Origin of the sequence: Pinibacter aurantiacus (genome assembly GCF_019130065.1) — a bacterium.
Taxonomy (GTDB): Bacteria; Bacteroidota; Bacteroidia; order Chitinophagales; family Chitinophagaceae; genus Pinibacter; species Pinibacter aurantiacus.
In genome coordinates this window covers 198,491-212,410 of sequence record NZ_JAHSPG010000016.1, presented here as the reverse complement: position 1 = coordinate 212,410, position 13,920 = coordinate 198,491, and the positions used below count along the sequence as shown (strand labels likewise).

The following is a 13,920-nucleotide window of genomic DNA, read 5'->3' as shown; positions in this document are numbered from 1 at the left end:
GTCGGTAAATTGTCAGCTCTTATTCATATCTGAGGGCTTCGATCGGGTTTAGTCTTGAAGCTTTGAATGCCGGATATAAACCAGCCAATAACCCCACTACGCTGCAGATCAGCACACCCAATGCAACCCATATCCAGGGAACAACAAAGCCGGTACCCATTAGCACACTCACAATGTTTCCAAGTAGTACCCCGATGATAATTCCAAAGAATGCCCCGAGCAAACTGATAATAATCGATTCAAAAAGAAACTGCATTCTTACGTTGCGTTGCTTGCCGCCTATGGCTTTGATCAAACCTACTTCTTTTGTGCGTTCGGTTACTGCTACAAGCATAATGTTCATTAAACCGATCGCAGCTCCTACCAGTGTTATAAAGCCGATTACTACTGCTGCACCCGTAAGCCGGCCCATTTGTTTCATCAACATTTCAACGAAGCTGTCACTTTTGTCGATCAGAAAATTATCATCATCCTGAACGCTCACTTTTCTAATTGCTCTGAATGCACCTTCAGCCTCACCAATGGCAACATCCATGTTGCTCACGTCATGCACTTTCACTCCTATCGAAAAAGAAGCATTAGTCCCTGTATTGAAAAAGCGGCGCACATTTTTGTAAGAAGTGATGATGAGGTTGTCGAGACTCATCCCAAACGTCGACCCTTTTGATTGCAGGGTTCCGATTACGCGATATGAAATACCATTTATGCTAATTACTTTATCAACCGCGAGATCATCATTTCCTTTGAATAGTTTGTCTACAATATCTTTTCCGATGATGCACACATTTCTTGCAGATGTAACATCGAGCGTATTAATGTTGCGACCGGCGGCAAGGTCATAGCCATTCATATCCACATAGTTTTCATCGCCACCATTTATCCGCACGGTAGGGTTCGTTTTCTGGCTACCATAGTTCACAATATTGTTTCCGCCGCCGCCAATTGAAATGCTCACTTCGGAAGGATATTTATAAATCTCTTTAAATGCTTCAGCTTCCTGGATGTTGATGGTTTTATTGGCGTTGGAAGTTTTGAGTCTCCTGTTTTTCTTGCTTTGCATTTTTACGCTGGGTCTCCCAAACTGCACATTCACCTGCCTGTAGCGGATGGTAAATCCGTTGGCGCCCATGGAGGAAAAGCTTTCCTGGAATTTCTGCGCAATGGCCTGAATGGCAGTGTTGATACCAATTAACGCAGCGATCCCCAAGGCAATTATGGCAACCGTAATTGCGGTACGAAGGAAATTGCTTCTAATTGTGCGGAACGACAACGAAATGGTATCAGTCAACTTCATAGGTCTAAAATAAGAAATGATTTATAGATCAAAGAATTGTGAGATGAAAATTCGGAAGTGAGCACACAGATGACACTGATTTGGCAGATTTTCACAGTTTTTTCCTGTTAACCCGAACTTTGTAATGCGGTTATAACAGCAAAGATTTTTAGTGCGACCCTGTCAACAATTAGCCTGCAAAAGTTGTTATCAGATGAAATTGCTTGTGTGTTAAAAACACTTGATAAGTTCTTCGCCCTATATAAAACAATGCAACAAAATCAATTAGTAGAGACACGTTGAACGCCTCTCCCGCGCCAGTTGAATGAGCTTCCGCACCCATTGATAAAGCGTACCAAAAAATGTAATTTTATAGTATTGAACCACCCATAAAACCTTATTATCATGAGGTATAAAACTTTACTCACCACCATCTCACTCGCAGCTTCCTTTCTTTCATTTTCACAACAAAAGAGCAACTACGCTTTTGTGATCACTTCTCCGGGCAACAATAAAACAATTGGCTGGACAGAAGTTAAAATGATTGATCTTACTACCGGGCAATTGGTGCAAAATGTATTTGAGAGCAATATGAGTTATTCACTTTTTGATGCCCGCTCAAAAAAATTACTAAAAGAATCCAACAAAGCAACTGTATTAAATCAAACTGCCCCTTCCGCTGCAACGCCGTTGATTCGTGAGCCGTTTGATACCTACAGTGCAGCAGCAGCCTATGACGCGAAACATCAAAGGCTTTATTACACGCCGATGGGTATTAACCAGCTTCGTTATATAGAACCCAATACAGGCAAGATCTACTATTTCAATAATGAAACATTTGGTGTGGCAAAAGACCTGAACGATCTGGCAAATCACATCACAAGAATGACCTTTGATCCTAACGGTATTGGCTATGCACTTTCAAACGACGGTAATCACTTCATCAGTTTTACAACAGATAAAAATCCCGTGATTACCGATCTGGGAGCTGTTTCAGACGCTGCGGCAAATAAAGATATTTCCATTCACAGCCAACAAACAAGCTGGGGAGGTGATATGGTGGCTGACAGAGTAGGCAACCTGTACCTTATAACCGCGCACCAGGCTTTGTTTAGGATAAATATCCAAACCCAAGTGGCAATATACCTGGGAACAATATCCGGGTTCCCTCAAAACTTTTCCAGCAATGGTGCAGCCGTGGATGATGAAGGTAATCTTGTGGTAAGCAGCGCAAGCTCTACTGCAGGATACTATGTAGTAGATATTCCATCGCTCACTTGCAAGAGGTATGGGTCATGCGATTCCAGTTATGTAGGTTCAGATCTTGCAAATGGAAATTTTTTGGGTGAGAATAAGAACCTGAAAAAAGTTGATAACAGTAAATTATCAGTGTATCCAAATCCAGTCGTAAACGGCCTTGTTTATACAAACTTCAACAGTCTCCCCACCGGAAAATATTCGATTCAACTGCTTGATCAATCTGGCAAGTTGTTGTCTCAAAAAATAGTAGATGTAAAAATTGCCGGACAGGTAGAATCAATTGCAACAGGTTCACGGCTTTCGAGAGGTGAATATGTGATGAAGGTTGTGCCAATCCAGGGAAATAAAAATGTAACCGTTACAAAAATTTTAGTGCAATAAATCGTCTTTTTAGTGCAAATCGCTAATGCAAGCGGCAGAAAGAATCAACTTTCTGCCGTTTTGTTTAGCACGTTCTTTCGCTATAGTCGTCTATTTAAAAACTGCGGAAGCCATCACTTCGCGATGTTTAACATGTCGCCCCTACGGAGCTGACATTTCGTTCTCAATAATTTTATTCGGGCTACTAACGTTTTGCCCCGATGGGGCTACGTTGCGTTCCTTTGATTTTCGAGCCCCATCGGCGCGAAACGTCAGCAGAAAAGAAAGGATTTCGAAAATTTATAATCAGCCCCGTAAGGGTGACATGTTAAAGTTGGTGAAACGAAAATCTTTAGACGTCGATAACGGAGACGCTAATTACAATCTAAAAGAATTTTCTATCGTTTCAACAACTGTTCAAACTTTTTGAGTTCAGCAACATCCTGCGGTGACAGCGTCTCATTGTTATCATATTTTGCCTTAAAAAAAAGCACTCTTTTGTGTTGCGGATATTTTGCCAGAATGGCTTCGATCATTTGTCCGTGAGTTTCGTCTTTTTTCTCATAAAGAGGCGTTGGCGCAGGTGCTTCAGATTTGAAGCGTGTAGGCATTTTTTTAATTAAAGCCTCCAGTGTAGCGAGTTTGGCGGGTGATATATCTTGTATTTTGGAAGCTTTGCTATGTAACCCCTCCAATTGTTTTTTACTCAAACTACCTCGCTTGATGTACTGCTGATATAAGCTGATCACAAATGAAGAAACCGGATAGGCAACAATGCATTCCTCCAACACTTCGTTTACTATGTCTATTTCAGGTTTTCTTATCATTATAAAGCAAATGTACCAAGCTTTGGTTGCCCAAAAATAAAGCCGGCTAACTTTCTTGTTAGCCGGCTCTATTTCTATTGTAATGTCAGATTTATTTTAGACGTACATTTTGTTTCAAATATTTAGAGAGAACCTTTCCGACTGACCCATAGCCTTCTTTGTTGAGATGTATGCCATCATAAGTACACTCCCTTTTCAACCTATTATTATCTGTGATGTCGTTGTTTATGTCAACATAAGACACGCCGTTGGCTTTACACAATTGCTTAATCTGGTTATTAAGACTATCAACTCTCCTGTTTACAACTGTTTCGTCTAGCAAATCAGACCAATAATCTTTTCTTAAAGGAATTATACTAGTTACAATAGGAGTAATGTTATGTGTCAAAAGGCTATCAACAATAAGCTTATAGTTGGTAAATATGGTATCGATCGGAGCGTCGTAGCGAATATCATTTATTCCAACTTGAATCATACAGGTGCCAGGGCTGTAATGATAAACGGTATCCAACTTTTTTAGAAGGCCGCTCGTGGAAATCCCCCAAAAACCACAATTTTTAACATCGTCTCTTTCTAAAATTTTGCCCCAATCTCCATCGCTTACTCTTGAGTCACCAATTACAACTATGTTAACTTTTGAAGATCTAAAAATTTTCGCCAGGTTAGGGTGCGAATAATAATAACGCTTGCCGATGAAAACAAATCCGGAAAGCACATTTAAGACTATAGATACAAAAAGGAGCCGAAACAATAGTTTATGATTTGTCCGCCAATTTGACCTTAAACTGGATGTTCCAGCAGAAATCGCTCTTGCACTTTCTTGCGTCTTTCCCAAAAATTCTCCAGTTCCTGCTTTATCTGGCAGGTGTTCAGATGAACCCGACATATCTATAGATTTATATTTTTACAGAATGCTATGGCATTTAGTCGACAGTTATAAAAGGGAGTTAACCAGCCGGGGTTTATTAGTTCTAGAAATACAGTTGACTCAGCAACAACTGCGGGAACACACCCAGCAAGATCACAATACCTGCCAACACGATCAACACATATTTAAATGCCGGAGTAATGGTTGTAGTTTCTGCATTTCCTGTTTTGAAATACATAGATTGTATCACACGGAAATAATAGTATACGCTCACCGCAGCACACAACACCGCAAAGATCACCAACCAGAACTGGGTGCCATTTTTGATCGCAGCAGCCAACATGTAGTATTTAGCGAAGAAGCCCGCTGTTAACGGAATTCCAGCCAATGACAACAAGAAAATTGTATTGGTTGCAGCAAGTACCGGTTGCGATTTTCCCAAACCATTGTAACCTTCGAAAGTATAATCTTTCATTTTAATCAAAATGGCAAAGATGCCTATCGTCGCAAGGCTATATGCTGCGGCGTAAAGAATGATACCTTCTTTTGCAAACTCGTTGAAACCAAACAAGGCAAACAACATGAAGCCTGCTTGAGCTATTGAAGAATAAGCGAGCATGCGTTTTACGCTTTGCTGGAATACTGCCGTAATGTTTCCTATAAATAATGTCAATAAAATAGTAATGGAAATGATTGATTGCCATGCCCCTTTCATTTCGCCATAAGCACCATCAAACAAGCGAAGGAATGCTACGAAAATAGCAGCTTTTACAATGGTTGCCATGAATGAAGTGAAGACAGAAGGTGCGCCATCATAAACGTCTGGTGTCCAGAAATGGAAAGGAGCTGCAGATACTTTAAATGCCATTGAGATGAACAACAACAGCAAACCGGAAACCAACCAAACGTTCAATGGTGCATCAGCGGCGCCGGTAACAAGTGGAGCAATGCCTTTCAGCATGAAGCTTCCGGTTGCCCCGAAGATCAGCGTGATACCCATCAGCATGATACCTGTGGAGAAAGAACCCATCAGGAAGTATTTCAAAGATGCCTCATTGCTTTTCAGGTTGCGTTTGTCTGCACCGGTTAAAATGTACAGCGGAATAGAAATGATTTCAATACCGATGAACAACAACAATAAACTATTGAATGATGTTACGATTGCAACACCGCACAAAATGAAAAATATAAGAGCGAAATATTCTGCCACATACACGCCCACTTTCTCAACGTCACGGCCAGACAGTAAAAAGTAAATCAAAGTGGATGCAAATGCGATGCTGTTGAACAACAAGCCATATTTTTCAAAGCTCATCATTCCCTTTGTGTTGATATGAAATAGCTGGTAGCCACAACCCTCGGCCATGTTCAGTCCAAGCAAAACAATAAGCCCAACAATTGCAACATTGCGTATAGCAGAAGTATTCTTAGTCAATACTCCGCTGTACATCATAACAACTCCCAGGATAGCAGAAATAATAATCGCGTTCATAATATTGATAACTTGAAGTCAAAAGCCAAAATTCAAAAGTCAAAATTCAGAAACCTGCATGATGCCTTGATAGAATTTTGATGTCAGCTCTCGATTTTTACTTTTTACTTTTACTTTTTAATTTTTTACTTACCCATTGTCAGTGTCATTCTATTCAGCAGCACATCTACCAATTCACTGGTCACACCAAGCATTGGTTTTGGATATACTCCGAATAACAATATCGCTCCAACAATAATCACCAAGGAAGCCTTTACAGAGAAACTGATGTCTGTTGTCTGAGCCGTAACAGAACTTGCTTCACCGAATAAAACTTTCTGCAGCATCTTCAATGTATAGACAGCCGCAAGAATGATTGTGAGTGCTGCACACACAGTAAACACAACGTTGAAGCTGGTAACAGTCGACCCAAAAACGCCATTAAACATCATGAACTCACCCACAAATGCGTTTGTAAGAGGTAGTGCGATATTTGCAAAAGCAACAATTACCAATAGTATTGCAAGGCCGGGTGCTTTTTGAGCAATTCCTCCCAGTTGAGACATTTTTCTTGTTCCGAATTTCTGCTCTATTGCATTAACCACTATCCACATGCCTATGATGTTGATACCGTGGTTAAACATTTGGATCATTACACCCTGCATACCGCTTTTTGTAGTTGCAAACAATGCAACAACCATCAAGCCGATGTGTGCGATAGATGAGTAAGCCACCAAACGTTTCAAATCATCCTGTTGCATTGCAACAAGAGATGCGTATATCATACCGATGATGGCCATCCAAGTGATGGTATCACCATATTGATAAAAACTTATTGGCAATACCGGAGCCACCCAGCGGATCACACCGAACACGCCCATTTTCACCATCACGCCACTCAGGATCATTGTAACCGCAGTTGGTGATTGTTCGTATGTATCAGGCTGCCATGTATGGAAAGGAACCAAAGGCATTTTGATAGCAAATGCAACAAACATTAACCAGAACATCAGCGCATCTTTGGAAGAAGTTAGTTTGATGTTGTAGAATGCTTTTATATCGAAGCTCTGACCTGCATGGAAGTATAAATAGATCAATGCAGTAAGCATTAATAGAGAACCCACAAATGTGTAAACAAAGAATTTGAAGGTAACCTGTATTCTTTTTTCGCCGCCCCAGTGTGAACAAAGGAAGTAAACCGGGATCAAGGCCAGCTCCCAGAAGAAGTAGAACAACAATGCGTCCATGGCCATGAACACGCCCATCAAACCGGCCTGGGTCAAAAGCATCAGCGCATAGAATCTGTTTGAATCTTCATAGCGATTGCCTGAGGTTGCTGCAAAAACGATTGGGAAAGACAATGCGGTAAGTAAAGTCAATACTTTACCCATTCCATCTACTTCCATATGGAAACGGCTGTTCAATGCCGGAAGCCATTCTTTATTTACGATTAGATATTCGCTTCCATTAGCACATGTCATGCCATATAGCGCCATCACTAACGTTACAATACTTGATAGCAACGCCAGCGTCTTCACACTATTTTCGTTCTTCACTGCAAACAGTGCAAGCCCGCTAAATAAAGGAATGAGTAATAATAATACAGGAACCATAATTATATTTTCAAATTCAAACAGGTAATTAATTATCGATTTGAAAATTTGAAGATTTGAAAATTCTGACGTTCGGACTTCCTTTTTTAACTCAACGCGTCGAGCTTAATAACCATTTTCAAATTTTCAAATCACCACATTTTCAAATTGTTTCTACTTTTTAAAGAAGAACTGCATTACAAAGAACAACACAATACCAATAATCATGAACAACACGTAGCTTCCAACTTGTCCGCTTTGCAGCAAACGCAATTGGCGGCTGCCGTACTGCACGCTTCTTCCTACTCCGTTCACGATCCAGTCAACCAGTTTCTCCAATACATTGTTGCAGAATCTGCCCAAGCCATACACCGGCTTTACAATAATGGCATCATATAATTCATCGATGTACCATTTGTTGGCCAATACTTTTCCGAAGCCCTGAGGTTCTTCCACCTCCGGTTTCTTCGCAAATTTTGACCACGCTACAACAACAACGATAACGATCAGTAAAGTAGAGATACCAGTCAGCATCCACTCCGTATTGTGCTCCAATGGTTTGTGAGCCAATAACTTCGTTGACTCATCGAATATTGGAGAAAGAAAATGCTCTAATGCGTGTGCATCTGGTTTAATAAATTCAGGAATACCAACATAGCCTCCTGCAAATGCCAGTACTGCCAGAATGATCAATGGAATGGTGATCGCGGCCGGGCTTTCGTGCAAGTGATGCTCCTGGTCGTGCGTTCCGCGGAAAGCGCCTTTGAATGTGGTCGCATACAAGCGGAACATATAGAACGCTGTAAGCAATGCACCAAACAATCCAATGCAATACATCAACGGGCTTTCACTAAACGTATGTGCCAGTATTTCATCTTTTGAGAAAAATCCTGAGAATCCGGGAATACCGGCAATTGCCAAACAACCGATCAGGAATGTGATATGCGTTACAGGCATGTATTTTCCCAAACCACCCATTTTACGAATATCCTGTTCGCCGCCCATTGCGTGAATCACACTACCGGACCCAAGGAACAACAATGCTTTGAAGAAAGCGTGCGTCATTACGTGAAAAACTGCACCAGTGTAAGCGCCTACACCAAGGGCAAGGAACATATAACCTAACTGACTTACAGTTGAATAAGCCAATACTTTTTTAATATCGTTTTGCTTTAATGCGATTGTTGCAGCAAATACGGCAGTTGCCAGGCCAATAACTGCAACTATATGCATGGTAACATGAGCGTGAGAATACAATATGTTACTACGAGCGATCATGTAGATACCTGCTGTAACCATCGTTGCGGCGTGGATCAGTGCAGATACGGGGGTAGGACCCGCCATCGCATCTGGCAACCACGTGTATAAAGGAATCTGTGCACTTTTACCCGTAGCACCAACGAACAACAACAATGTTATGACTACCAGATCGGTTGTGCTGAACTTATCCAGGTGTGTAAAAACATCTGAATAGTTTACCGAATCTACCCGGGAAATGATCCAGAAGATCGCGATCAAGAAACCAAGGTCACCAATACGGTTCATGATGAATGCTTTGTTCGCAGCATTTGTATAAGGAATGCTCTTGAACCAATAACCGATCAGCAAATAAGAGCATAAACCTACGCCTTCCCAACCAATGAACATGATCACATAGTTTGCTCCTAATACCAACAAAAGCATGGAGAACACGAACAGATTGAGGTAAGCGAAATATCTTGCGAAGTGCTGGTTCTCTTCTTCATGCATGTAAGAAGTTGAGTACACATGGATGAGGAAACCAACGCCCGTGATAATCAGAAGGAATAACGAAGAAAGCTGGTCAACCTGGAATGCAAACGGTATGGCAAATTTTCCAAGATTGATAAATTCAAAGTAGCTCACAACGCCAGTGTGTCCCGCTTTCACGTCAAAGAACACAATAAGGCTCACAATGAAAGACGCCAGTATACTGCCACTGCCAATGATGCCCACTAATGATTTGTTTAGATAGTTTCTACACAAACCATTTAACAAAAATCCTACGAGCGGAAATAGTGGTACTAAGTAAATTAAGTTCATAATATAGGTAAAAATTCAAAAGCAAAAATTCAAAAAAGCAGCACCCAAAAGTGTATTTTGACTTTTACTTTTTACTTTTTAATTTTTAAGTCTGTTTAAGAAATTAACGTCTACAGAATGCGTATTCCTGTACATCATCACTATAATCGCCAATCCTACACTTACTTCTGCTGCAGCAACCACCATGATAAAAAATACAAACAATTGTCCGTCGATACCAGATGTCGCCGCTTTCGCAGGATCTGCCAGGTATGCCATGTGAAACATTTTTGAAAATGCCACCAGCAACAGGTTCACCGCGTTCAGCATTATCTCAATACACATGAAAATGATAATCGCATTGCGACGAGTCAACACTCCCGTAATTCCAATACAGAACAATGCAATAGCTGTGATGATGTAATAATTTATCGGCATGTTATTAATTAGATAATTTGAAAACAGCAGAACGCAGATTTTCATGATTTTGATGATTTGTTATGATCTTTAAAACAATCATCTGTTCATAAACATCTCATTCCATTTTCCAATTCAAATTTTATTTATTCAAAAAATTTAACCTTAATAATCATGAGAATCTTGAAAATCTGCGTTCCCTCCCTCGTTTTCAAATTCCCACATTTTCAAATTGCTTACTCTTTCTTTCCAATCACAACCGCTCCCACCATGGCGCTCAGGAATAGCACACTGCTTATTTCAAAAGGAAGTACATAGTCATTAAACAAAGCAGTACCCAGGTTTTTTATCAACCCGATATCACCGCTGGCCAATTGTGCGGCTTGCGTTTTAGCTTCGGCATTTTTAAGAGCCGCAACTATAACAAGGAACAAACATAGGCCTGCTATAAAACCTGCGAACTTTAATATTTTACTTTTTTGTGGTTCAACCTCTGCATTGAGATTCATCAACATGATCACGAAGAGGAACAACACCATAATGGCTCCAGCATACACGATGATGTTTACAATAGCGAGAAACTGCGCATTTAATAGAATGTAATGGCCGGAGATGGCGAAGAAGGTAACGATCAGGCAAAGCACACTATAAACAGGGTTTTTGCTAAGCACAACTCCCAGTGCACTTCCCAGGGCCAGCACCGTTAAAATCCAAAATAATATTTGCGAAATATTCATATTGTTCAATTTGAAAATTTGTGAATTTGAAAATTTGAAAATGGATGGTTCATCATTCCTCAAAAATTCAATTCTTTAATTTTCGTATTATTCAAATCTAAAAATCAAGAACTGTCATTTTAAAAATTTTGGGGTTACACTCTCTCATTTTCAAATTCTCAAATTCCCAAATTTTCAAATTATTGTGGTTTCTTCCTATCACCCAACGCCTTTGCATATAGCTCAGGATCTTTATTGGGATCTGGAATCAAAAGATCATCTTTCTTATATATAAACTGTGCTCTCGTAAGATTCGATGGTGTGAAGGTTTGGCTCAAATAGATAGCATCTTTAGGGCACGCCTCTTCGCAAAGTCCACAGAAAATGCAGCGCAACATGTTAATCTCGTAACGTGCTGCATATTTTTCTTCCCTGTATAAATGCTCCTCGCCTTTTTTTCTCTCAGCAGCTTCCATGGTGATAGCTTCTGCGGGACAGGCAACGGCGCAAAGTCCGCAGGCTGTACATCTTTCACGGCCTTGTTCATCTCTGTTTAAAATGTGCAGACCGCGAAACACAGAGCTGAATTCCCTTTTTTCTTCAGGGTATTTAATTGTAGGCTTTCTTCTAAAAAAGTGCTTTATGGTAATCATCATGCCTTTGGCAATTTCCCAGAGATAGATTTTCTCCAGAAATGTCATTGGCTTACGATCAACCGGCTTTACCCTGTTAGTTAATGATTGCATGATCTATAATTTCATACGCAACGGTAATGTTGCGCAAATATATTTTTTTAAGTTAAAAATGCCAGTTGTTGTACTTTAATAGTGCTACAACCGCTGTAATCACCATGTTTGCCAAAGCTAATGGAATAAGACCTTTCCAGCCCAAATTCATCAATTGGTCATAACGGAAGCGTGGAACTGTCCAACGGATCCACATAAATACGAATATGCCGAAAATCACTTTAGCCATCAACATAACCACTTGCGCCAATGCCGCCCAGTTGCCCCATATTTCATACAAATGAGCATCATTCACAAACGGAATGTCATAACCACCAAAGAACAAAGTCGCCATGATAACGCAACTGATGAACATGTTCACGTATTCTGCGAATAGATAAAAACCAAGCTTCATTGATGAATACTCCTGGTGATAACCAAAGTTCAATTCGCTCTCCGCTTCAGGTAAGTCAAATGGCGTACGGTTACATTCAGCCAAAGCGCATACAAAGAATATGATAAAACCCAGCGGTTGGTACCAGATGTTCCAGTGACCGGTAGATTGTTGCTCTACGATTGTTCTCAGGCTCAAAGTGCCTGTCAACATCAACAATGCGATCAATGAAAGACCCATTGCCAATTCATAAGAGATCATTTGAGATGCGCCGCGTAATGCAGCCATCAATGAGAATTTGTTATTACTTGCCCATCCACCGATCATAACACCGTAAACTCCCAAACTCACCACACCAAACACATACAAAATACCGATGTTAATGTCAGCAATTTGCAAAGGCACCGTTCTGCCCATTATTTCAAGATGTCCGCCCCATGGAATAACCGCGCTGGTCATCATAGCCGTTAACATCGCGAGACCGGGTCCCATTACAAACAGGAACTTGTTGGAAGAATTCGGAATGATCTCTTCTTTCATGAAGAGTTTCATACCATCGGCCAGCGGTTGCAAAATACCTCCAAAGCCTGCTCTATCCGGACCAATACGATCCTGGATAAACGCCGCGACCTTTCTTTCGCCCCATGTTTCATACATCGCAATTACAAGCGACGCAACAATCACGATAGAAATAAGTATCGCTTTTTCAATAATTAAAAACCAATCGAAAGATAAGAGTACCATAATCTTTTATTTAGTAGGGGCAAATTGAATTTGCCCTCTTATAAAGTTGTCGCTGTTAACCATCCAGGTTAAACAGGGCGAATGCAATTCGCCCCTACTGCTTTTTAAAATCATCTGAATGTGCCGGACCTTCTATTTCACTCAAATCCACATTGGGATCGTTTACGCCACTTACCGTATGGATGTCCATTAACAGTTGTGGTTTTCTTCCCATTACTTTATCGATTGTTTCAGCCGGTTTTGTTATGCCTACATAATGTCCTTGCGAAATTACGGAGTGACGGCTCACTTCGGTTGGGCCTTCAATTGTCCAGTCGCTTACTTTCTTTCTTTCGAAACGACAGGTATTACAGATCCACTCTTCTACTTCACCCCACTCATCTTTACGTGCAGTTACACGGAATACTTCGTCACCACGCATCCACAAAGTTACTTTTCCGCTACACTTATCGCAACCGCAATGTGCATCTACCGGTTTAGTGAACCAAACACGGTTTTTAAAGCGGAAAGTTTTATCTGTCAACGCTCCCACCGGACAAACGTCGATCACGTTTCCGATGAAGTCGTTGTCCAATGCTTTCTCAATGTAAGTGGCTATTTCAGCATGGTCGCCTCTGTCGAGTACACCATGAACACGTTTGTTCGTTAGTTGATCAGCCGTGAACACACAACGGTAGCACAGAATACAACGGGTCATGTGCAGTTGGATGTACGGACCCAAGTCATGTTTTTCAAATGTTCTTCTTGAAAACTCATAACGGGTGCCTGCTTTTCCGTGCTCGTAGCTTAAGTCCTGCAAGTGACATTCACCGGCCTGGTCGCAGATAGGGCAATCCAGCGGATGGTTCAGCAACAGGAACTCTACCACACCGGCACGCGCATCGATCACTCTTTCGCTGGTAATGTTCTTTACGATCATACCATCCATTACAGTGGTGCGACAGCTTGCAACGAGTTTAGGCATTGGCCTTGGGTCCGCAGTAGAACCCGCAGCTACTTCTACAAGGCAAGTACGGCATTTACCACCACTGCCTTTCAATTTGCTGTAATAGCACATGGCAGGGGGTGCCACATCACCGCCAATTTTACGTGCAGCATTCAGGATTGTAGTCCCCGGCTCCACTTCCACAGTGATGTTGTCAATTGTAACCTTAAAAAGTTTTTGTTCTTCAGCCATAATTAAAAAATAAAAAATAAAAAATAAAAACCAGCTCAAACTCTAAGACTTCAAAG

The 13,920-nt window shown here is 41.0% G+C and carries 12 protein-coding genes; 1 reads left to right on the top strand and 11 read right to left on the bottom strand.

Annotated elements, in window-relative coordinates; genetic code table 11:
• Window positions 1–19: 19 nt before the first annotated feature.
• Window positions 20–1,294 carry an ABC transporter permease gene (locus KTO63_RS22065; protein ID WP_217794128.1) on the bottom strand — a complete coding sequence of 425 codons (1,275 nt, stop codon included), beginning with the start codon at window positions 1,292–1,294 and terminating at the stop codon, window positions 20–22.
• Window positions 1,295–1,678: 384 nt separating this feature from the next.
• Here KTO63_RS22065 and KTO63_RS22060 point away from each other — a divergent pair, with 384 nt between their 5' ends.
• Complete coding sequence (locus KTO63_RS22060) at window positions 1,679–2,914, top strand: T9SS type A sorting domain-containing protein (RefSeq protein WP_217794127.1); 1,236 nt, start codon at window positions 1,679–1,681, stop codon at window positions 2,912–2,914.
• A 377-nt stretch (window positions 2,915–3,291) separates the two neighbouring features.
• Here KTO63_RS22060 and KTO63_RS22055 read toward each other — a convergent pair whose 3' ends face one another.
• From KTO63_RS22055 to KTO63_RS22010, 10 genes are all read right to left on the bottom strand, one after another.
• A complete protein-coding gene (locus KTO63_RS22055) occupies window positions 3,292–3,720 on the bottom strand; it encodes a hypothetical protein (protein ID WP_232373288.1) in 429 nt (142 codons plus the stop codon).
• Between the two features lie 91 nt (window positions 3,721–3,811).
• Window positions 3,812–4,606, bottom strand: coding sequence for a GDSL-type esterase/lipase family protein (locus KTO63_RS22050; RefSeq protein ID WP_217794126.1), 795 nt, complete (start codon window positions 4,604–4,606; stop codon window positions 3,812–3,814).
• 85 nt (window positions 4,607–4,691) lie between these two features.
• Entirely contained in the window at window positions 4,692–6,080 is a 1,389-nt protein-coding gene (locus KTO63_RS22045; RefSeq protein ID WP_217794125.1) for an NADH-quinone oxidoreductase subunit N, read from the bottom strand.
• A 125-nt stretch (window positions 6,081–6,205) separates the two neighbouring features.
• Window positions 6,206–7,672: a complex I subunit 4 family protein gene (locus tag KTO63_RS22040; RefSeq protein WP_217794124.1), complete on the bottom strand. Its 1,467-nt coding sequence runs from the start codon at window positions 7,670–7,672 to the stop codon at window positions 6,206–6,208.
• A gap of 153 nt (window positions 7,673–7,825) precedes the next feature.
• Entirely contained in the window at window positions 7,826–9,712 is a 1,887-nt protein-coding gene (nuoL, locus tag KTO63_RS22035; protein ID WP_217794123.1) for an NADH-quinone oxidoreductase subunit L, read from the bottom strand.
• A gap of 78 nt (window positions 9,713–9,790) precedes the next feature.
• Entirely contained in the window at window positions 9,791–10,174 is a 384-nt protein-coding gene (gene nuoK, locus KTO63_RS22030) for an NADH-quinone oxidoreductase subunit NuoK (protein WP_449580029.1), read from the bottom strand.
• A 170-nt stretch (window positions 10,175–10,344) separates the two neighbouring features.
• On the bottom strand, window positions 10,345–10,845 hold the full coding sequence (locus tag KTO63_RS22025; RefSeq protein WP_217794122.1) for an NADH-quinone oxidoreductase subunit J family protein: 501 nt from the start codon (window positions 10,843–10,845) through the stop codon (window positions 10,345–10,347).
• 179 nt (window positions 10,846–11,024) lie between these two features.
• On the bottom strand, window positions 11,025–11,570 hold the full coding sequence (gene nuoI, locus KTO63_RS22020) for an NADH-quinone oxidoreductase subunit NuoI (protein WP_217794121.1): 546 nt from the start codon (window positions 11,568–11,570) through the stop codon (window positions 11,025–11,027).
• A gap of 52 nt (window positions 11,571–11,622) precedes the next feature.
• A complete protein-coding gene (gene nuoH, locus KTO63_RS22015) occupies window positions 11,623–12,687 on the bottom strand; it encodes an NADH-quinone oxidoreductase subunit NuoH (RefSeq protein ID WP_217794120.1) in 1,065 nt (354 codons plus the stop codon).
• Window positions 12,688–12,781: 94 nt separating this feature from the next.
• The gene (locus KTO63_RS22010; protein WP_217794119.1) at window positions 12,782–13,864 is read right to left on the bottom strand and encodes a 2Fe-2S iron-sulfur cluster-binding protein; all 1,083 of its coding nucleotides are present in this window, start codon (window positions 13,862–13,864) and stop codon (window positions 12,782–12,784) included.
• Between the last annotated feature and the right edge of the window lie 56 nt (window positions 13,865–13,920).